The following is a 19,841-nucleotide window of genomic DNA, read 5'->3' on the forward strand; positions in this document are numbered from 1 at the left end:
AAAATCGATGGGTCGATAAGGTGGCATTTTTCACGTTAATTACCCCATTTAGACTAAACGGGGTATGGTAGTGTATGGTCGTCATAAGTGTGTGTGGAAAAGCTTAATTAGCATTTTAGTGAGGTGTTATGTCGGTTCAAGGTATTGATGGCGTTTTACAGCAAATGCAGGTCAAAGCCCTGCAGGCCACTGGCACGCCAATAGCTAGACCATCGGTAGAACCTGGTTTTGCCAGCGAACTGAGGGCGGCGATCGATAAGATCAGCGACACGCAACAGACGGCTCGTACGCAGGCTGAAAAATTTACCTTAGGTGTGCCGGGTGTGGCATTGAATGATGTGATGGTGGATTTGCAGAAATCATCCATTTCAATGCAGATGGGTATTCAGGTGCGTAATAAACTGGTATCTGCGTATCAGGAAGTGATGAATATGTCTGTGTAGGGCTAACTCATAAACGCATTGTTTTATAGGTGTTATAATTCTCATCTTGCTTGATACCTGTGAATGCAGGCATCAAGCAAAACTGTTGAGTGTGGCAATTATTGCCTATTACTGACATCACCAGGGAGAAGTCGCTGTTCAGAGAATTCGCCATAGGTGGAATTCACATTTTGCTGGGCAACGGAGTTCTTCATCAATAAGCTCAGGTCATCCATTCTTTTCCGTAGCAGTTCTTTAATTTGAGATTCATTCTCAATAATTTCGCGTAGTATTCGGCGGAAATGTAGCTGCATAACGCTGTCAACATCTGTCGGAATCGGTCTTTTAGTGAGATTTTCAACCAACTGAATGTAAACAATCTCCTGAGCAACCAATTCATCCCATTGACCACCTGATGCTAATGCAAGAATTTTACGGCTAAGAGCTTGCAATTGTTGATAATCTTTGAAAAGCTGATGGAGATTGCTCATGCTATTTTTCCTGAGGCGGCTGATAGTTTGGGCCGATTTGACGCCAGGCGCTGGCTATGTTTTCCAGCAAAGCTTCTACTTCCTCTATCACCTTCACATCGTTGTGCAGGTTGGCGATCATTAGGCGTTGCGTCATATAGTCATAAAGCGCTGACAAATTTTCTGCCAGCTCACCGCCTTTTTCCATATCTAGCCCAACCTTCAAGCCATTAGTAATGATATCGATGGCTTTCGATAACGCAGCGCCTTTCCCTGGTATGTCGCCTTGTTCCAGTAGAATACGGGCACGAACCATCGAACTACGGGCACCATCGAACAACATCACGATAAGTTGATGCGGACTGGCGCTCATTACCGCACTTTCCAAGCCAACTTGAGCATAGGCTTGGCTGCCCGTTTTGCTATACATTTCGCTGTCCTTTATTGTCACTTACTCGGTATTAATTGCTAAGTGCTGCTAACTGCGTTGTTAAATAACTGCTGGTGCTATTCATCTGTGATACCAGCTTGTCCAGTTGAGTAAACTGTGCTTTATATCGGGCGATATTCTCTTCGATACTTCGTTTGGTTTGTTCTTCGGTTTTTGTGAGTGTTTTTTGTGTTGCAGCGATACTTTCTTTGGCAATTTGAATTGAACCTTTATCCTCACCCGAGGTAACTTTGAGTACAGAGTCTAGATAAGTGTTAACCTGTGTGGCAAAGCCTGTGTTTTTGCCATCGCCGACGAAAAACTCTGTAACAGAACCGTTTTTTTCTTGTAGCGATTTCTGCAGTTTACTACTGTCAATCTCCAATTTGCCATCCGTTGGATTTTGTTTAATCCCCATTTCATTCAATGTACTGATATCCATTCCATTTTGTGCACTGGAGATTTGCATCTTCAGTTTAGTTTGAATACTGCGCACTGTGCCGTTACCGAGTAAAACACCATTACTTGCATCTGGCGCCTCAGAGTTTGGGTCGGTAGGGGTAAACTTCGTCAGGTTGCCAATGGTAGTTTGCAGAGCGTTATAAGCGTCAACCCATTCTTGAATCGCCTTCTGCATTGGCGCATTGTCTCCAGTGAGCGTTAATGTCTCAGGAGTATCAATTGCGGTTTTCGATTTTAAGTTTAATGTTACACCTTCAATGGCATCATCTATTGTATTACTCTGTCGGACAACCTGGATACCGTTTAGCTGGAGAATAGCATTCTCAGCAGCGGTCTGTTGTTTCATGCCGTTGCTGCTTCCCCCTGCGGTATAAGATAGCTTTTGGTTTAATTCGTCGTCACCACTGACGCTGATCGTCATCTGTGAGTCAGTACCTGTGCTTTTGGATGTAATTGAAAGGTAGTAGTTGCTGTCATCTGCTTTGATAATGCTTGCGCTGACATCACCATTCGCTTTATTAATCGCATCGCGAATGCCTTCCAAAGAGGTTTGCTCTTGCGTCAGTTTAATTTCAAGCGGTTTGTCTTGGCCATCCTGTTTAATTGTGAGCGTCCGCGTACTGGCTCCATCGCCTAATGCCGTTTTATTGCTCGTTTCTTTGGCGGAAATGACGGAATGGGCTGCAGCAAGGTTCTGTACTTCTACGTTATAAGTACCAGCTACAGCTTTGCCTGAGGAGGTTGCGCTAAAAGCTTTGTTTTCACCACTAACGGCAGTTTTGTTAATTTCGTTTGCTTTAGCCAATGCCGTATTAGCGGATTCCAGCTTCGTGAGTGCTGTTTTCAGTGTATCGAAAGCAGTGTCACGATTTTTGTATACTTTCTGTTGATTGTTAACAGGCGTGATGCGTGTCTGCTCAAACGAGGTCAACTGGTTTAGGATATCAGTAAAACCACTGGTAGAGCCTGTAAAGCTGATGCTAGCCATAATAATTCCTTTAATGGGTTTCAGGTACCATAAACTGCTTATCGGCAGCTATAGAAGAAAGTTTAGCATCATTGCGCTAATATACTGCCTATGCAGATATGGTTTTATCCACGACGCAACCACAATATTTCATATCAGCAAATAAATTTCTAAAAATAATTAAAGCTTCGTTCAAGCACGCCGATACAGGTTAGGACGGTGATAAAAGCCGTGGGCAACAGCCCGAACTTTAAACCGACCCGAAATCGACTTAAATGCGTAATAAGGAATATAATTATGGCAGTCATCAATACTAACAGCCTGTCTCTGACGGCTCAAAACAACCTGAACAAATCTCAGTCTGCACTGGGTACGGCTATCGAGCGTTTGTCTTCTGGCTTCCGTATCAACAGCGCAAAAGATGATGCTGCGGGCCAAGCTATTGCCAACCGCTTCACTGCTAACATCAAAGGCCTGACTCAGGCTGCACGTAATGCTAACGACGGTATCTCCGTTGCACAGACCACTGAAGGCGCATTGAACGAAATCAACAACAACCTGCAGCGTATCCGTGAACTGACCGTTCAGGCTAATAACGGTTCTAACTCTGCTGATGATCTGGTTTCTATCAACAACGAAGTGGTTGATCGTCTGAAAGAAATTAACCGTGTTTCTGCACAAACACAGTTTAACGGTGTTAAAGTTCTTGCTACTGCACAAACGCTGTCTATTCAGGTTGGTGCCAATGATGGCGAAACTATTGGTATCAGTCTGAAGAAAATTGATTCTTCGACGCTGTTTGCTGGCAATACTGGTATGTCGGCTGTTACTGAGACAAGTACTGGTGCTGCAACTGCCGGTATTCTTTCTGCTTATACTGCCGCAACGGGTGCAACTGCAGCAACCGCAACTGTTGCAAGTGGCCTGTTAGCAGATATTGACAGCGCTATTTCCTCGGTTGACTCGCTGCGTAGCAGCTTGGGTGCGATTCAAAACCGTTTTGAATCTACCGTAACTAACCTGAACAGCACCGTTAACAACCTGACCTCTGCACGTAGTCGTATCGAAGATGCGGACATTGCAACAGAAGTGTCTAATATGAGCAAAAACCAGATCCTGCAACAGGCTGGTACTTCTGTATTGTCACAGGCTAATCAGGTTCCACAAACGGTATTGTCTCTGCTGCGTTAATCCGTTAGCGTCAATCCTGACAAATAGCATAAAAATAGCGGGTTTTTATCCCCGCTATTTTTTTTATGTCCTTTATAGTGGATCACTCCAGGCTTGCATGTCGGGAATAGAGATCATTGCAGATGTGACATGCTGCTATCACCTATAGTGAAGTGCTCAATATGAAAAAATCGTCTAAAAAATCGGTTGTTAACAAGAAAAAAAATCCAAACTCTGATGTGAATAAGAAAGTTAAGTTAGCGGCCGAATGGCTTTCAACACAGCCGGGAAACGCTTTGCAGCTAGTAACGGAGTTGTTACGGAATGATGAAAAAAATCCTTTACTTTTGGTGATCGCGGCGAGAGCACGGCAAAAACTCGGTAATTTCTTTGAAGCAGAGCAACTGATTGACGATGTACTGAAGCTTTACCCTTCGTATCTTGAAGCCATATATGCTAAGGCCGATTTACTATACCGTAGGGAACGACTAGAAGAAGCAGAAATATATTTATCAAGCATAATAAAAGCGGTAGCTAAGGCAGAGTCAAGACCCTTGCGATCACTCTATGCTACTGTCTTACAGAAATTGAAAAAATATGAGTTGGCGGAAAGTATCTTCAAGGGATTAATACAAGAAGATCCTGCCAACTGGATGTACTGGAGTAATCTAGGAATGATTAAACAGGATCTTGGATATTTTGACGAGATGGATGCTGTTTATCAAAAGGCGGAAGAAACAACAAAAAGTAACCCAGCACCATTTTTTAATCGCATTGTCGGATCGCATTACCATCCTGAAAGAACGGCTGAACAGATCTTAGCGCTGTGTAAGGCATGGCAGCCTAAGTTTAAATTTGATAAAGAATCGTCACGAGCTGTAGCTAAAAATAGAAATCCAGACAAACGGTTGCGAATTGGCATGATTTCTGATGGTTTTCGCTCCCACCCTGTGGGGAATATGATCACCATAGGATTGTCGCATATCCCTGAATCAGAAATAGAGTTTTATACCTATAGTACTAATCATAGTGAAGATCATATCACACAAAAAATAAAAGAAATTTGCACCCAATGGAAAGTAGTTGCCGATATCTCTAATGATTCACTAGCTGAAATAATTCGTGAAGATAAGATCGATATACTGTTTGATTTATGTGGCTATAATTCAAATAGCCGTATGCTAACCCTATTACAGCGCCCAGCACCAATACAAGTAAAATGGGTGGGTGGATTAATTAGTAGCACCGGCCTTGAAACAATGGACTACCTATTAAGTGACTCTATTGAAACGCCTGCAGGAGTGGATGCACTATATACAGAGAAATTGATTCGCTTGCCAGATGATTATATCTGTTATGACCCTCCTTACTATTTACCCCCCGTTAGTGAATTACCTGTTACGAGTAAAGGGTATATTACATTCGGCTGTTTTAATAATGCATCAAAAATAAATGATACCTTATTGGCGCAATGGGCGCTTATTTTGCATTCGGTCCCGAATTCACAGTTGTTTTTGAAGAGTTTTAATTATTCTAATCAAACATTAAGTGAGCGCATCTACTCTGCTCTAGAGAAAAAGGGTATTAGTCGTGCTCGGGTTAGGATTGAGGGGGGGGCTCCGCATCGGGAATTGCTCGCAAGCTATAATGATGTCGATATTGCACTCGATCCTTGGCCTTATTCGGGTGGGTTAACTACGTGTGAAGCAATGGTGATGGGGGTGCCAGTGGTAACGTTGCCAGGGCCGACATTTGCTGGTCGTCATTCTGCTTCTCATTTGGTTAATGCGGGTATGCCTGAACTTGTGGCGAACGACTGGGAACAGTATGTTAATATCACCGTGGGGATAGCGAACGATTTAGATAGCTTAAGCGTTATTCGCCAACATTTGCGTGATATATTGCTGGCTTCTCCAGTCTGTGATGGTAAACGTTTTGCAAAAAATTTCTCTGACGCCATGCGAGCGGTATGGCAGCGTTATTGTGAAGGAAAAGCCCCCGAAGCACTGACGCTAAGTAACGATTTTCTGCCTTATTTCCACGATGATAATCAACCTGTTACATTACAGCACCCAGTTGGGGATAGTGTTGCTAGCGCGAAGCTGCAAGATGGGTTCAGTTTCCAACTATCGGGGAAAATAATCGTTATGGATAACGGCGGTAGCCTAGCTACGCATAAAAACTTTATTAATCTGTCTGCTACTGAGGCTTTTCATTTTGTCATTATGGACATGGTAGGCGAAGTTGAAGAACGGCACCTTCCTCTGCGTAAAAAAGGCATACAGCATATAAAATTGCATGGGTTGGGTGACGGAGAGTCTGTACCTGTTTATATGTGTCTTGCACCGGAGTATTGTAGTAATCTTGTTCCTTTATCTTCAAAGGGGGGAAGTAAAGTACTTGCTGAGGTAATGGCTCAAACCTCAAAACTTGATCATATTCATGGGCTGAATCATCTGGATTGGCTGATTTTAGATAATCGTTATGATATTCGCAAAGCTATTATCCATGGTAAACGTATTCTCTCTGACTGTCTTGTTGTTCAAGTAAAAATCACTTTTTCTCAGACTCATCAAGAGCAATTACAATTTAGCGATGTAACTTCTCTTTTGACACAATATGGTTTTTCTTTTCATTCGTTAGAAGATATTGAATATGCTAAACCTATCGTGATTGATGAGCAGAAAACGCTGCCGTCATCAAAAATGACTTCTGCTGTTGCAGTTTATCTGCCTGATAATATTCGAGTGCACTCGCTGACAACAGAACAGCGTGAAAAACTAGCATTTATTCTGCATACAGCTTATGGTATTCACGATTTATCATATTATCTATTAGCATTAGATTCACTAGAATGGGCTAGTACCTATATTAATGAAACTGAAAAATTCAATCATTTTGTTGAAAATAATAATAAACATTCTTTACCGCAAAAACTTATCGTTAGTTTAACATCTTATTATAAACGATTTAAAACACTTCACTTGACATTGGATTGTCTTGTAAAACAGTCGGTTAAACCAGATAGACTGATTTTATGGATCGCAGAATCGGAACGTTCACTTGTTCCAGAAAATGTTCTGGCTTTCCGCGCGCGTGGGGTTGAAATAAAATATTGTGAAGATATAAAGTCATACAAAAAAATTGTGCCTACATTAATCGAAGATCCTAATGCATTTATTGTAACGGCTGATGATGATCTTTGCTATAAACCTGATTGGTTAGAAAAGCTTATTAATGCATGGAATGGTAATTATAAAACCGTAGTGGCATGGCGAGCTCATAAAATTGTGCTCGATCAAGATAAACTTCCAATTTCTTATAGAGAGTGGGTCTGGGGAGATGAAAATCTTTCGTCTGAAGAATCCACATTACTATTCCCAACATCAGGTGCAGGGACACTTTATCCACCTCATTGCTTTTATCGTGATGTAATTAATGAAAATATTTTTGAACGTTTATGCTCTAATACTGATGATGTATGGCTTTATTGGATGTGCCGATTGAATGGTTCATCTTTTAAAGTTGTTGGCGAGAAAATGGAATTACTAGAATGGAAAGATAACGCCGAAAATGAGTCATTATGGCATGATAATATACTAAAAGGGAAGAATGATAAAAATATAAAAAACATGATCTCCTACTATGGTCTTATAGATGATGAACCAAATTTTTCACCATGTGAAATTTCAAATGTGAACAATCTTTTTTCTTTCCAATATTCTAATAATATGGTTTGTATGTATTTGCCCAATGAATCTGATCATATACAACGTGTAATAAAAACAAGCCATAATTTTTATGAATCGGAGATGCTGGAAGATATTGCAAGAAGGACAAAGACTGGCTCTATTATTATTGATGTTGGTGCAAATATTGGTAATCACTCAGTTTACTTTGGTCTATTTTGTGGTGCAGAAAAAGTACTATCATTTGAGCCACAAAAAGAGGTATATAATACACTATCTAAAAACATTTCTTTAAATTCACTAAGTCATAAAATTACTGCATTTGAGATGGGGTTAGGTAGTTATGAAACTACTGCAAAACTTGGTAATGTTGATGAAAAAAATATAGGTATGACAAAATTAGAAATCAATGATAAGGGTGGTATTAAAATATCTACATTAGATTCGATGATAGGAAATGATATAATAGAAAGTATTTCTATTATAAAAATAGATGTAGAAGGTATGGAAATGGAGGTTTTGCGCGGTGCGAAAAAAACGCTTGAGGCGTATAGCCCAGCCGTGTATGCTGAAGCAGCAACTAAGTCAGAGTTTGATATGATAAATAAATTTTTGTTAAATTTTGGGTATGTTGCAACTAAGCGATTCAATGCTACTGCTACATATTTATTCGAAAAAAAATAATACATTAGCAATTTTCTCATAGGCATATTATATATCGGTAATATGCCTATGGAAATTATAAAATAAATAGTTTTAGGTAAATGATCATGAAAATAGCAATTGCAGGAACAGGATATGTTGGATTATCTAATGCGATGCTTTTGGCACAGCATAACGACGTCGTTGCCGTTGATATTGTTCCTGAAAAAGTGGCTATGTTGAATGATAAAATTTCACCTATCGTTGATCGTGATATTGAAAGTTTTCTTCAAAATAAGTCGTTAAATTTTTCGGCAACATTAGATATAACAACTGCATACAAAAATGCAGATTTTGTTATTGTGGCTACGCCAACTGATTACGATCCTGAAACGAATCGCTTTAATACACATTCAGTTGAAGTTGTGATACAACAGGTCATGTCTTTAAATTCGTCAGCAGCCATTGTAATTAAATCGACAGTTCCTGTTGGTTATACAAAGCAAGCTAGAGAAAAATTCAAGACAGAAAATATCCTTTTCTCACCGGAATTTTTGCGAGAAGGGAAAGCGTTGTATGACAATTTACATCCGTCACGCATTGTTGTAGGCGAACGCTCTGCTCGTGCTGAAAAGTTTGCAGAACTGCTACTGCAAGGTGCAATAAAAAAAGATGTTCCTGTGTTGCTTACTGAATCTACAGAAGCGGAGGCGATCAAGCTATTTTCTAATACGTATCTGGCAATGCGTATTGCTTATTTTAATGAGTTAGATACGTACGCCCAATCCTTAGGGTTGAACAGTCAACAGATTATTGAAGGCGTTGGATTAGATCTTCGTATCGGTAATCATTATAACAACCCCTCATTTGGTTATGGTGGCTATTGTCTCCCAAAAGATACGAAGCAGTTGTTAGCCAACTATGCTAGCGTTCCCAATAATATTATCCAGGCTATTGTTAGTGCTAATAGCACTCGTAAAGATTTTATCGCCGATTCTATAATAAAAATGAATCCTAAGGTTGTTGGTATTTATCGGTTGGTTATGAAATCGGAATCTGATAACTTCAGATCTTCGGCTATTCAAGGAGTAATGAAGAGAATTAAAGCTAAAGGAATACATGTTATTGTTTATGAACCGGAAATTGAAGGGGCTGAATTTTTTAATTCACCAGTAATTAATGATTTATCACAATTTAAACAGTGTGTAGATGTAATATTAGCTAATAGAATGTCTATTGAATTAAATGATGTGCTAGCTAAAGTTTATACGCGAGATATTTTTGGCTGTGATTGATAAACAATCTATCAATAAATTCATATTTATATTTTTGGCGCAAATTTTTCTAAAGTTTTGGTCCTGAGTGCCTATAAGAGCTAAAGATTTTAAAAAATTTTGCAGGGATGCTTCATGGCAGGTATCAATACCAATCTCCCTTCGCTTACGGGTCAAAAAAACAGCAATAAATCGTCTTCCTCACTAAGTTCCGCAATTGAACGCCTTTCTTCCGGCTACCGTATCAACGGCACTAAAGATGATGCCGCTGGGCAAGCAATTGCCAACCGTTTTACTTCGAATATCCGAGGACTAAATCAAGCTGCGCGTAATGCTAATGATGGAGTGTCGATGCTGCGGACGGCAGAAGGTGTGCTTGATGAAATTAACAGCCGTCTGCAACGCGTTCGTGAACTGACAGTGCAAGGTCTGAGTGATACCTATGCCGGTGATACAGGGGATAGTATTCAGGCCGAGATTAACCTTAACCTGAAAGAGATTGACCGACTGAATTTGTGGGCTTCTTTTAATGGTATTCCATTACTCAATGGCAGTGGTGGTACTAAAGCACTACAGGTTGGTGCTTATGATCATGAAACGATGGATGTTGATTTCGGACCGCCCGGATTCAGCGTGCAGGAAATGGGGTTACTGGATATGACGGTTCAGGGGACGCCAGGGAGAGTTACACCCGTCTCCTCGCTGAGTGGAGCATCTAGCCAGATCAATTTGGATGACTCGACACATACGACAGTTGCCTATATTCCACCGGATAATAATCCTAATTTGGTGCGATCTTCACGCGGTAGCAATCTGGTTCAATTGGAGGGGGCAGGTGGAAGGTTGATGAATGTGTCGATCAGTGCATCCCATGATACCGATACTCGATTGAACGATGTGCGATTGGGGGTTAGCAGTGGTGTGGTCGTCAATACGGCAAGTGAATTTATCTCTAGCGCCCGCTATCTGGACAGTAATGGTAATGCATTGTTTTTAAGTCAAGCAGGGGTAGTGACTTCTGGAGGAAAATATTGGATACAGCATCAGACCAATAACGGTATGTATTACTATGAAGCTGAAGTAACGGTTCATGGCGATCAAAACAAGATCACTGCTCAAGCAAAATCAACGACACGAATAGCAAAAGATGATATGACGAATGGCATCTCTGATGTATTGCGTTATGCCCCTTCGGTATCCAAAGCGAGCGCTGATTATAGCCTTGCACTGGATGGTTCAGATGAAACCAATAATGCCAATATGGCGTTTGTTCGATTGGGAAGTGAGTATTATGTTGAAGAGCAGATCAGCGCGGGACAATATGCTTACTATCGCGCTGATGTGACTATTAAGACTGGGGGCACTCAAAATTCAATTACTGTGACCTCCGATCGTGGTCAGGTTATTTCAGTGAGTGACCAACCGTATGTTAGTGGTTCATCAGTCGCACATCTTGATCCCGAGAATAATAATGTTCAGGTTAATTATGTCGATCTTGCTGGTAGATCGTATTCAGATGTCATGCGTGCAGATGAAGATGGAAGCTATGTTTTTCATCTCGATGAGTTTGTTGGTGGAGAAGATGCGTATAAAACAGCTAAAGTAGTACGTAATCAAAATGGACAGTATATGCTGCAAACTGTAAATGGCGCAGCAGACGTTATTCTATACTATCCACTTTCCTATTCCGTCTCAACTGACGTCGAAAATAATCAGACCATACTGACCTTGCGCGAAGCCGATGTCGCACAGCGTTTACGTAATCCTCTCGATCCCTTAGCCGTCATCGACCAGACGATTGCCAGAGTCGATGCCAAGCGGGGGAAATTTGGGGCATTGGAAAATCGCTTACAGTCTGTTGTGCAAAACAACACGCAGGCTAGCATAAATCTGACTGCATCACGCTCACGAATAGAAGACGTAGATTTTGCAAAAGAAGTTGCTGTTATGACCAACCAACAGATACTGCAGCAGGCATCGATATCGGTATTGACGCAGGCTAATCAAATTCCACAAACGGTGTTGGCATTATTAAAATAAGAATGGATCTATCTTATTAAAAAACAAGAGGTTTTGATCATTGAATCACGTAGCGCACAGGATATTTATGATGACCGATATGAAGGTGAAACGTTAAAGCAAATTTTAAGGCTCCAGGGTATCCATGCTAGGTATATTGAGGTGGTCAATCAGGAGCTATTTGTTAAGGCTCTGAAGTTGGGACAAAAAGAACATATAAAATATGTACATATCAGTGCGCATGGAGAAGATGAGGGATTCGTTTTAACTGACGGCACTGAAATTTCATGGGCAGATTTTGATACCTTGGCATGGCCATATTTAAAGGGAGTTTGCCTTTGTTTTTCAAGTTGCTCCGTAGGGAAAGGGGCAGAAAAATTATTTACACATCATAAATCATTTTGTAGCGCGATTGTTGCACCTACCCGAACTATCACCTGGGGTGAGGGGTTAGTCGCATACTCTGCATTTTATCACCGTACGTTATCAACGGACACCTCGCCGGAACAAGATGTAAAAGTACTGAACCATATCGTCGGCGCGGGAAGCTTCAGATTGATCAGATCTTCTTACCAATCTGTAACTTATGCTTTGGGTAGTTAATTCGGTATTAAAGAACGATACCCAGCTAATTTTACGAGATATGCTACGTTTTCACCTAATTTGGGAACAGTCCCTCAGGCCGTATCCCAAATAACCCTCCTTTTACGCCCCTATTCAGACGATTGGCTACCCTACCTAAAAGCATAATAGTGTCGATAACATTATCATCGTAGGTATTTGTCACTGTGAGCGATTTGTATACCGCCGAAGGCACAATGGATAAAAATTCCCTTTGGAAGCGCTATGTACCACTAGTGCGCCATGAAGCCTTGCGTTTACAGGTTCGTCTCCCCGCGAGTGTTGAGCTTGACGATCTGCTACAGGCTGGCGGTATCGGCTTGCTTAGCGCAGTTGAACGTTATGATTCGTTGCAAGGTACGGCGTTTACTACCTATGCCGTCCAACGAATTCGCGGTTCGATGCTGGATGAATTACGCAGTCGTGATTGGGCTCCACGCAGTGTACGGCGTAATGCGCGGGAAGTGGCACAAGCAATGCAACAGGCTGAACAGCAACTCGGTCGTACTCCAACGGAGCAGGAAGTTGCGCAGACCTTGAATATCACGCTTGAGGATTATCGTCAGATACTGCTGGATACCAACAATAGCCAGCTTTTCTCTTACGATGAATGGCGTGAAGAACATGGTGACAGCGCAGAGGCGTTACTGGAAGGCAATGAAGATGCGAATCCATTGCACCAACTGATGGAAGGCAATTTGCGCCATCGAGTAATGGATGCGATTGAAAACCTGCCAGATCGCGAGAAGTTGGTGTTGACGCTTTACTATCAGGAAGAGTTGAACCTGAAAGAGATCGGTGCCGTTCTTGAAGTCGGAGAGTCGAGAGTGAGTCAGTTGCATAGCCAGGCGATAAAGCGCCTGCGCGTGAAATTAATGAACGATGTTTAATTGCGCTGCGTAGGAATACTGTTATCAACGTATATCTTCAATTACTGAAGCAGCAGTCCATGGCAATGTTTGAATATTGATGCGCGCCTTATATCAGTATTTAGATGATTAATGCCACCTGTTTTTAGCACACCAGATTCTCTGGCGTAATTAACGATGCTATCGCTTTACATTGAAGTTATATATTGTCATGGAATGGATTCATGCACCCATCAATTCGGAAGAAACAGCTCCTAAGCCGTTATCTGAAAGACTTCAAGCATAGACAAACCAATTGTTCCCAGTGTGATAAAGCGCTTGACCGCGTTTCACTGGTATTTCGTAACCAGCTTATCAATAAGAAATCGATTGGTAGCATCGACAGGCTTATCGATGATGAAATATGGTCTGGCTTGCAACAAGAGTTAATCCCACTTTGCCGCTTTTGTAGCGAAATATTATGCAATACCCATGCTAGCTATTTCGATATTAAAGCTTTCACACACTATCTGATCGAACAAACCGAAGTTCGCCATAGCACAATGCGCGAATATGTCATTCGTTTGAGGCGCTTGGATGAGCTGCTTGCCGCCAATAATTATCCTGCAGAAACCTTTTCTCGGTACCGTGATGGAGTACAGCAGCGCGTATGTGATTACCTTCCCGATATTGAGCAGAATATTTACCGCAGCGCCTTACGAAAATACGATCAATATCTCGACTGGCAGCGGCATTTCTGATGCTCATCATGCGTCGTTCTCAGGCTGACATTGCCAAACCATGGGATACTGACCATACGTAAATGTTATGACAGTGTAAAAAATGCTTGCATTGCAGGGGGAAATTATTGCACTGTCATACTACTGAAATCATTCGGCACTAATTTTTAGGCAATGGTTAGCAGTAGTTCTACGATGCGATCAATCATTATTCAGTGGAATAGTCGTTGTCACAGTGAGGAACGCGAATGGTAATGTCCTTTTTTGGACTTTATAGTCGATGTCAAGATTCTACGCTGCTGACTCGCCGATGCGAGGGATTTTCCTCCCACTTATTTTCAACACTGCGCCATTTTCTCTTTACCCAAACTTTCCGTATATTTTCTTTTTCTATCCATGAACGCTCGGTCCGTTTTTCATTCGGCTCGTGGATAAATCATGTGTATTCTCCGTCCGCTATTGGCTTAATAAGGAAGCCTAACCTCGTGAGTGAGTTAAACGTCACGCGCTGTAGAGCAGTGCGGTAAGTGAAACAAACTGTAAGGTGCCACTATGGGAAGACAAAAAGCAGTGATCAGAGCTCGTCGTGAAGCCAAACGCGTTATCCGTCGTGAGTCGCGTAGCCATCGTCAGCGTGAGGAAGAATCGGTCACTTCTCTGGTTCAAATGGGCGGGATTGAAGCAATCGGAATGGCGCGCGAAAATCGTGATAATTCTGTTATTCAAGCTCGTACCGCTGCCCAGGAACATTACTTGTCTGCGATAGAAAACAAACAGTTGATTTTTGCCACAGGTGAAGCTGGCTGCGGTAAAACGTATCTGAGCGCGGCGAAAGCGGCGGAGGCACTAATCCATAAAGAGGTTGAGCGTATTATTGTTACGCGGCCAGTATTACAGGCCGACGAGGATCTTGGCTTTTTACCCGGAGATATTGCGGAGAAATTTGCGCCTTATTTCCGCCCGGTTTACGACATACTTTTGCGGAGGTTGGGTGCCTCTTTCATGCAGTACTGTTTGCGGCCGGAAATCGCCAAAGTTGAAATTGCGCCATTTGCCTATATGCGCGGACGGACGTTTGAAAATGCGGTTGTGATTCTGGATGAGGCGCAAAACGTGACAGTGAACCAAATGAAAATGTTCCTGACGCGTTTAGGCGAAAATGTCACGGTTATCGTCAATGGCGATGTCACGCAGTGTGATTTGCCATCTGGGGTTAAATCCGGCCTGCGCGACGCGCTGGAGCGTTTCGTTGAAGATGACATGATTGGCGTGGTCTCTTTTGGTAAAGAAGACTGCGTCCGCTCGGCGCTGTGCCAGCGGACGCTCCATGCCTATGGCTGATAAATCGAAAGTTTAACAATAAAGCCCTGAATCTATACAGATCAGGGCTTTATTTGTCTATAACGTGAGCATTATCCAGGGTAGTTTTCTAACTGTAATGGCCGCGGTGAAATAGTACTGCGTTTCTCCATGCTATTGAGCTTAAAGGTATCAACAGCACTGCGTAATTTTGCTGCTTGTTCACTTAGCGAGTCAGCGGCTGAAGATGCCTGTTCAACCATTGCTGCGTTTTGCTGGGTGACACCCTCCATCTGGTTTACAGCAATATTGATTTGTGCGATGCCTCTGCTTTGTTCCTCTGAAGCCAGTGACACCTCATTTATCAGGTCTGACACATTCTTAATGACGTCTTTGACATCAATAATAGAATCCCGGACTGCGCTGGCTTGAGAGGAGCCATTTTTAACCGCCAACTGCGCATTATCTATCAGGGTTTTTATTTCTTTTGCTGCGGAAGATGAGCGTTGTGACAGTGTTCTAACCTCACTGGCGACGACGGCAAAGCCACGGCCGTGTTCACCAGCGCGAGCTGCTTCAACGGCTGCATTCAGTGCCAGGATATTGGTTTGAAAAGCGATGCCTTCTATTAGCGTAGTGATTTCGGCAACCTTGGAGGAACCGCTGGCGATTTCCTCCATTGCTTGAATCATACGAGAAACGGAATGATCGCCATGTTCGACCACATCATTAGCTTTTTTACCCAACTGATTGGCTTGCATCATATTCTCAACATTACTTTCCACCGTTGATGACAGTTCATGCATACTGGCGGCGGTCTGAGCAAGCGAGGAAGCCTGCTCTTCTGTTCGTGAGGAGAGGTCAATATTCGCCGATGCGATCTCGCTTGAGGATATCGCCACATTCTCGCTTGAAGCACGCACATGGCTCAACACATTAGAAAAACGCGTGATCAATGTGTTGAAAGCTTGTGCTGTTTGGCCGATTTCATCATCACGTTGTGCATCAGCTTGTTGAGTTAAATCCAGCGTTTCGCTGATGGTTGTCAATTTTGTTCGTAGATTATTCAGGCTTTGCCGAACATAGCGCAGAATCATGGTAGAGAATGTGCCTGCCAAAACCAATGCGCCAATAATGAGTCCAGTGAGCATCCATGCTGTTAAGTTAAAGTTATCACTGTTTTCTGTTTGGAGTTTCTTCGCCAAATCTAAATTATAGCGATATTGATCTTGAAATCCTTGGAATAGTGTTTTCTCTATATTGATAATGTTCCCCTGTTCCAGGGAAGAATTATCAGTAGTTGCACCCTCTTGAATGAGTGGAGTAATGACACTGCGGTAACTATTGAAGGCTTCGATATTCTTTTTAGACAGATTCAGATCGTTGTCGTCTGAAATGTCATTTTTCATATAGTCGTTAATGCTTTTTTCTGTTGTATTTAATGCATTGACTATTTCTTGTCTTTTTTCTTTCTTCTTTTGGGGATCAGAAATGAGAATAAACTGCAATAGATACGTTCTGGCATTGCTAATAGCGTCATTGGCTGTGTTCAGCTTGCCTATACTAGGCAACGTATTGGTCATCACGTACTCAAAGCGATCTTTTGATGAACTCAGTGCGTTCAACCCAAATCCCCCGACACAGATCAACGCCAGAGCGAAGATGCTCATCGCCAGAACCAGTTTTTTTACAATTGTCATGTTAGAGTTCTCCGTCGGTAGATATACATTTTTTATATGACATTGAAATGTTGTCTTCTCGCCATTATCAGGCAATAACATTAAGACTACATTAATAATAACCTGAACCTCAGAAGTCGCTTGTTTTATTTGGTTATGATTGTCGATCACCTCTAAACATAAAATCATACGTGATGCTGTTGTGATATTTTTTTTATTATAATGAATGGTTTTTGCTAAAATACTTAGCGTGCTATTTTATTATCGGAATTCTGATGTGTTTCATGGCGATGATGATCACACTTTTAAAATAAACACCAACAGAATTAATAATAGCGATGAAGTTAATAACTGTTCGGTGCTTTTAAAAGGCGTTATCTGCTTAATGAGGCTGATGGAGTAAAGATGTTACTTTGTTTAGCCTGCTACGAGACGTCTTCATCGGTTCCAATAAAAGAAAACGCCCTTAACTTGCGTTAAGGGCGTTTTCTTTTATATGGCGGTGAGGAAGGGATTCGAACCCTTGATACGTTTTCACGTATACACACTTTCCAGGCGTGCTCCTTCAGCCTCTCGGACACCTCACCGGGGGTTGCCTACAAGGGGCAACGGGGCGCTACTATAGGGAGTCGCTTAGCATCGGTCAAGCAGTATTTAGCGCGAACGATGCGTATGGCTAAGCATTGAACGGTAACGGATAGTCGGCGTAACCGTACTGTTAAAATGTATGAAAAATGTGTGGGAAATTGGCATAAAAAAACCACAGACCGCAATGGCCTGTGGTTTTTTTCAGCTATTGACGATTATGCCAGCAGCGTTTTGATGTAGCTGGTCAGTGCTTCGTCTTTGCTGTTCGCGAAGAAGTATTCCTGGAATTTAGGACCCGCAATCGCGCCTTTAACCAGATCCTGATCGAGGCCTTTCAGGATGGTGATCAGATCGTTGTAGGTCACTGCTTTTACAGCATCCAGGATTTTCTTGTTACGTTGTTGAGGAGCAACGCGATCGCTTGGATAGCCGCGGCCGCCTTCTTCTTTGAACAGTTGGGTAAACAGGTTTTCCAGGTTCAGTTCAGCGCCCCAGCCAAAGCCTTTAGCGTAAGGAACGGATACGGCGTTACCGTTGTTGATCTGAGAGAATAGGTAAGCATCAGATGGGTCAACAACTAGACCGCAGATTACGCCTGGGAAAGAGTTACAAGCCAGCATTGCGCCCTGGCCAGTACCGCAACCGGTCACAACGAAGTCAGCCGCGCCGGAGTTCAGCAGGATAGCTGCCAGAATACCGTTCTGGATGTAGGTCAGCTGCGCTGCATCTTCAACGGCGTATTGACCGTAGTTGTGTACAGTGTGCCCCAACGGTGCCACCGCTTTGGTCAGAGACTCGGCGATGATGGCGTTTTTGGCAGCTTGGCTGTTCTCGTTAATCAGTGCAATTTTCATGTTCGTTCCTTTTCTGTGACGGACTAATACATTTTTTAAAACTGTATTTCAATTTGTTGTGTGCAGTATACCGTTTCAAAAATAAAGCGCAAATCGTGGAAGCAAAGAATGCGGCACAGCCCATAAATTCAGGAAGAGTGCGATGCAATAAAAAGAGAAAATAAAATCATAACATATTGAAAATTTAGCTGTATTTCATCATCGATGGATTGCCCAGATGGACCGTAGAGAAAGTGCGCTCCATACTTTTCATTGCTATACACAATCTGACAAACAAACACCTTGCGCACCATTACTATGAGTGACAACACCATCAGTGATGTCACTTTTCCTTGAGGAATGAAAATGAATAATTGGCTGCAACAGATTCAGGGTTTATTGGGCTCCGGTAGCAAGCAGGAGAATCCGCATCAAGGGGGTAAAAACGGCAATTTGGGCGATATGCTTAAACCAGCTGCGCTGGGCGGTTTGGCGGGCGTGTTGTTGTCGAATAAATCCACGCGGAAAATCATGGGTTCATTGGGTAAGAATGCGTTGATCATTGGCGGCAGTGCAGCGGCGGGCGTGGTGCTGTGGAACCAATACAAAAAACGCGTTCGTGACACGCATCAGGACGATCCACAGTTTGGCACCCAGTCCTCGGGTGACAATATTCGTGCCCGTCGTCTGATTCAGGCTCTGGTTTTTGCTGCTAAAAGTGACGGACATATTGATGCGACTGAGAAACAGCGTATTGATGAAAATATTCAGCAACTGCAGCTGGGCAGTGAGGCGCAACGTTGGGTGCAGGAAGCTATAGAACAACCGCTTGATCCAATTTTGCTGGCGAAAGATGTGAAAAATGAGGAAGAGGCGCTTGAAGTCTACTTCTTGAGCTGTGCGGTCATTGATGTCGATCACTTCATGGAGAAAAGCTATCTGGATGCGTTAGCGACCGAATTGAAGATACCGCAAGATGTACGGCAGTCGATCACCCATGAACTGAAAAGTCCATCATAATAGAGCGAATGGTTTAAGCTGCGGTGAGAGAACGTTGGAGAAATAAACGGATAACGCGGGCGAAAGGTTTTTCGCCCGCGGTGCTATCTGATACTTAGAAAGCGCTGGTATCTTTAAACAGACCCACTTTCAATTCGTCAGCGGTATAGATCTGCTGACCATCAACCAGTACTTCACCATCAGCAATACCCATCACCAAACGGCGATTGATCACGCGTTTGAAGTGAATGCGATAGGTTACTTTCTTCGCTGTTGGCAGCACTTGTCCGGTGAATTTAACCTCACCCACGCCGAGCGCGCGGCCTTTGCCTTCGCCACCCAGCCAGCCCAGATAGAAGCCGACCAACTGCCACATGGCATCCAGACCGAGGCAACCTGGCATCACCGGATCGCCGATGAAATGGCAACCGAAGAACCATAGGTCAGGCGTGATATCCAATTCTGCCTCCACATAGCCTTTGCCATATTTACCGCCGTCTTCCGTCATTTTAACGACGCGGTCCATCATGAGCATGTTAGGGGCGGGCAACTGAGGGCCGTTCGGGCCGAACAGTTCACCACGACTGGAGGCAAGGAGGTCTTCTTTTGTATAGGATTCGCGTTTATCTACCATGGTCTCTGTAAGCCTTGTTTTAATGAAGCACGCAGGTTAGCGTACAGCTGTACGC

General features: G+C 42.8%; 16 protein-coding genes and 1 tRNA gene. 10 read left to right on the forward strand and 7 right to left on the reverse strand.

The features are described from left to right. Nucleotides 1-128 precede the first annotated feature (128 nt). Nucleotides 129-443, forward strand: coding sequence for a flagellar hook-basal body complex protein FliE (gene fliE / locus IG609_RS07615; protein ID WP_039545060.1), 315 nt, complete (start codon nt 129-131; stop codon nt 441-443). A gap of 98 nt (nt 444-541) precedes the next feature. On the opposite strand, the gene fliT is transcribed toward fliE, so the two are convergent. The 3 genes from fliT to fliD are packed head-to-tail and all read right to left on the reverse strand — an operon-like array spanning nt 542 to nt 2,772. After that, nucleotides 542-913, reverse strand: coding sequence for a flagella biosynthesis regulatory protein FliT (gene fliT, locus IG609_RS07620; protein ID WP_193399085.1), 372 nt, complete (start codon nt 911-913; stop codon nt 542-544). Between the two features lies 1 nt (nt 914). Beyond that, nucleotides 915-1,322 (reverse strand): flagellar export chaperone FliS, encoded by a 408-nt coding sequence (fliS, locus tag IG609_RS07625; protein ID WP_193400377.1) that lies wholly within the window; start codon nt 1,320-1,322, stop codon nt 915-917. A 31-nt stretch (nt 1,323-1,353) separates the two neighbouring features. Continuing rightward, entirely contained in the window at nt 1,354-2,772 is a 1,419-nt protein-coding gene (fliD, locus tag IG609_RS07630; protein WP_193400379.1) for a flagellar filament capping protein FliD, read from the reverse strand. Between the two features lie 276 nt (nt 2,773-3,048). Here fliD and IG609_RS07635 point away from each other — a divergent pair, with 276 nt between their 5' ends. The 8 genes from IG609_RS07635 (at nt 3,049) to phoH (ending at nt 15,095) form a co-directional block, all read left to right on the forward strand. Next, a complete protein-coding gene (locus IG609_RS07635; protein ID WP_226374221.1) occupies nt 3,049-3,942 on the forward strand; it encodes a flagellin N-terminal helical domain-containing protein in 894 nt (297 codons plus the stop codon). Nucleotides 3,943-4,103: 161 nt separating this feature from the next. Beyond that, nucleotides 4,104-8,294 (forward strand): FkbM family methyltransferase, encoded by a 4,191-nt coding sequence (locus IG609_RS07640; RefSeq protein ID WP_193400382.1) that lies wholly within the window; start codon nt 4,104-4,106, stop codon nt 8,292-8,294. 86 nt (nt 8,295-8,380) lie between these two features. Further along, a complete protein-coding gene (locus IG609_RS07645) occupies nt 8,381-9,547 on the forward strand; it encodes a nucleotide sugar dehydrogenase (RefSeq protein WP_193400384.1) in 1,167 nt (388 codons plus the stop codon). Between the two features lie 114 nt (nt 9,548-9,661). Continuing rightward, entirely contained in the window at nt 9,662-11,566 is a 1,905-nt protein-coding gene (locus IG609_RS20460; RefSeq protein ID WP_193400386.1) for a flagellin N-terminal helical domain-containing protein, read from the forward strand. A gap of 33 nt (nt 11,567-11,599) precedes the next feature. After that, nucleotides 11,600-12,148 (forward strand): hypothetical protein, encoded by a 549-nt coding sequence (locus IG609_RS07660; protein WP_226374222.1) that lies wholly within the window; start codon nt 11,600-11,602, stop codon nt 12,146-12,148. A 185-nt stretch (nt 12,149-12,333) separates the two neighbouring features. After that, nucleotides 12,334-13,056 (forward strand): RNA polymerase sigma factor FliA, encoded by a 723-nt coding sequence (locus IG609_RS07665; protein ID WP_193397609.1) that lies wholly within the window; start codon nt 12,334-12,336, stop codon nt 13,054-13,056. A gap of 203 nt (nt 13,057-13,259) precedes the next feature. Further along, nucleotides 13,260-13,775 carry a flagella biosynthesis regulatory protein FliZ gene (gene fliZ / locus IG609_RS07670; RefSeq protein WP_193400387.1) on the forward strand — a complete coding sequence of 172 codons (516 nt, stop codon included), beginning with the start codon at nt 13,260-13,262 and terminating at the stop codon, nt 13,773-13,775. Nucleotides 13,776-14,306: 531 nt separating this feature from the next. Next, nucleotides 14,307-15,095: a phosphate starvation-inducible protein PhoH gene (gene phoH, locus IG609_RS07675; protein ID WP_193400389.1), complete on the forward strand. Its 789-nt coding sequence runs from the start codon at nt 14,307-14,309 to the stop codon at nt 15,093-15,095. 71 nt (nt 15,096-15,166) lie between these two features. Here the strand turns inward: phoH and IG609_RS07680 are convergent, their stop codons facing one another. The 3 genes from IG609_RS07680 to IG609_RS07690 form a co-directional block, all read right to left on the reverse strand. Then, nucleotides 15,167-16,753 carry a methyl-accepting chemotaxis protein gene (locus tag IG609_RS07680; protein WP_193400392.1) on the reverse strand — a complete coding sequence of 529 codons (1,587 nt, stop codon included), beginning with the start codon at nt 16,751-16,753 and terminating at the stop codon, nt 15,167-15,169. Nucleotides 16,754-17,229: 476 nt separating this feature from the next. Then, nucleotides 17,230-17,319, reverse strand: a tRNA-Ser gene (locus tag IG609_RS07685). 216 nt (nt 17,320-17,535) lie between these two features. Beyond that, nucleotides 17,536-18,174, reverse strand: coding sequence for an RpiB/LacA/LacB family sugar-phosphate isomerase (locus tag IG609_RS07690; RefSeq protein ID WP_010287191.1), 639 nt, complete (start codon nt 18,172-18,174; stop codon nt 17,536-17,538). Between the two features lie 345 nt (nt 18,175-18,519). Here IG609_RS07690 and IG609_RS07695 point away from each other — a divergent pair, with 345 nt between their 5' ends. Then, on the forward strand, nt 18,520-19,173 hold the full coding sequence (locus IG609_RS07695; protein ID WP_193397613.1) for a tellurite resistance TerB family protein: 654 nt from the start codon (nt 18,520-18,522) through the stop codon (nt 19,171-19,173). A gap of 94 nt (nt 19,174-19,267) precedes the next feature. On the opposite strand, the gene fabA is transcribed toward IG609_RS07695, so the two are convergent. Further along, nucleotides 19,268-19,786 (reverse strand): bifunctional 3-hydroxydecanoyl-ACP dehydratase/trans-2-decenoyl-ACP isomerase, encoded by a 519-nt coding sequence (gene fabA, locus IG609_RS07700; RefSeq protein ID WP_014915875.1) that lies wholly within the window; start codon nt 19,784-19,786, stop codon nt 19,268-19,270. Between the last annotated feature and the right edge of the window lie 55 nt (nt 19,787-19,841).

It is taken from the genome of Pectobacterium quasiaquaticum (assembly GCF_014946775.2).
Lineage (GTDB): Bacteria > Pseudomonadota > Gammaproteobacteria > Enterobacterales > Enterobacteriaceae > Pectobacterium > Pectobacterium aquaticum.

Coding starts and splice junctions, on each gene's coding strand:
- IG609_RS07645 (WP_193400384.1), top strand. CDS start 8,381: ATGAAAATAGCAATTGCAGGAACAGGATATGTTGGATTATCTAATGCG.
- phoH (WP_193400389.1), top strand. CDS start 14,307: ATGGGAAGACAAAAAGCAGTGATCAGAGCTCGTCGTGAAGCCAAACGC.
- fliZ (WP_193400387.1), top strand. CDS start 13,260: ATGCACCCATCAATTCGGAAGAAACAGCTCCTAAGCCGTTATCTGAAA.
- IG609_RS07690 (WP_010287191.1), bottom strand. CDS start 18,174: ATGAAAATTGCACTGATTAACGAGAACAGCCAAGCTGCCAAAAACGCC.
- fliE (WP_039545060.1), top strand. CDS start 129: ATGTCGGTTCAAGGTATTGATGGCGTTTTACAGCAAATGCAGGTCAAA.
- IG609_RS07640 (WP_193400382.1), top strand. CDS start 4,104: ATGAAAAAATCGTCTAAAAAATCGGTTGTTAACAAGAAAAAAAATCCA.
- fliS (WP_193400377.1), bottom strand. CDS start 1,322: ATGTATAGCAAAACGGGCAGCCAAGCCTATGCTCAAGTTGGCTTGGAA.
- IG609_RS07635 (WP_226374221.1), top strand. CDS start 3,049: ATGGCAGTCATCAATACTAACAGCCTGTCTCTGACGGCTCAAAACAAC.
- IG609_RS07695 (WP_193397613.1), top strand. CDS start 18,520: ATGAATAATTGGCTGCAACAGATTCAGGGTTTATTGGGCTCCGGTAGC.
- IG609_RS20460 (WP_193400386.1), top strand. CDS start 9,662: ATGGCAGGTATCAATACCAATCTCCCTTCGCTTACGGGTCAAAAAAAC.
- fliT (WP_193399085.1), bottom strand. CDS start 913: ATGAGCAATCTCCATCAGCTTTTCAAAGATTATCAACAATTGCAAGCT.
- fabA (WP_014915875.1), bottom strand. CDS start 19,786: ATGGTAGATAAACGCGAATCCTATACAAAAGAAGACCTCCTTGCCTCC.
- fliD (WP_193400379.1), bottom strand. CDS start 2,772: ATGGCTAGCATCAGCTTTACAGGCTCTACCAGTGGTTTTACTGATATC.
- IG609_RS07680 (WP_193400392.1), bottom strand. CDS start 16,753: ATGACAATTGTAAAAAAACTGGTTCTGGCGATGAGCATCTTCGCTCTG.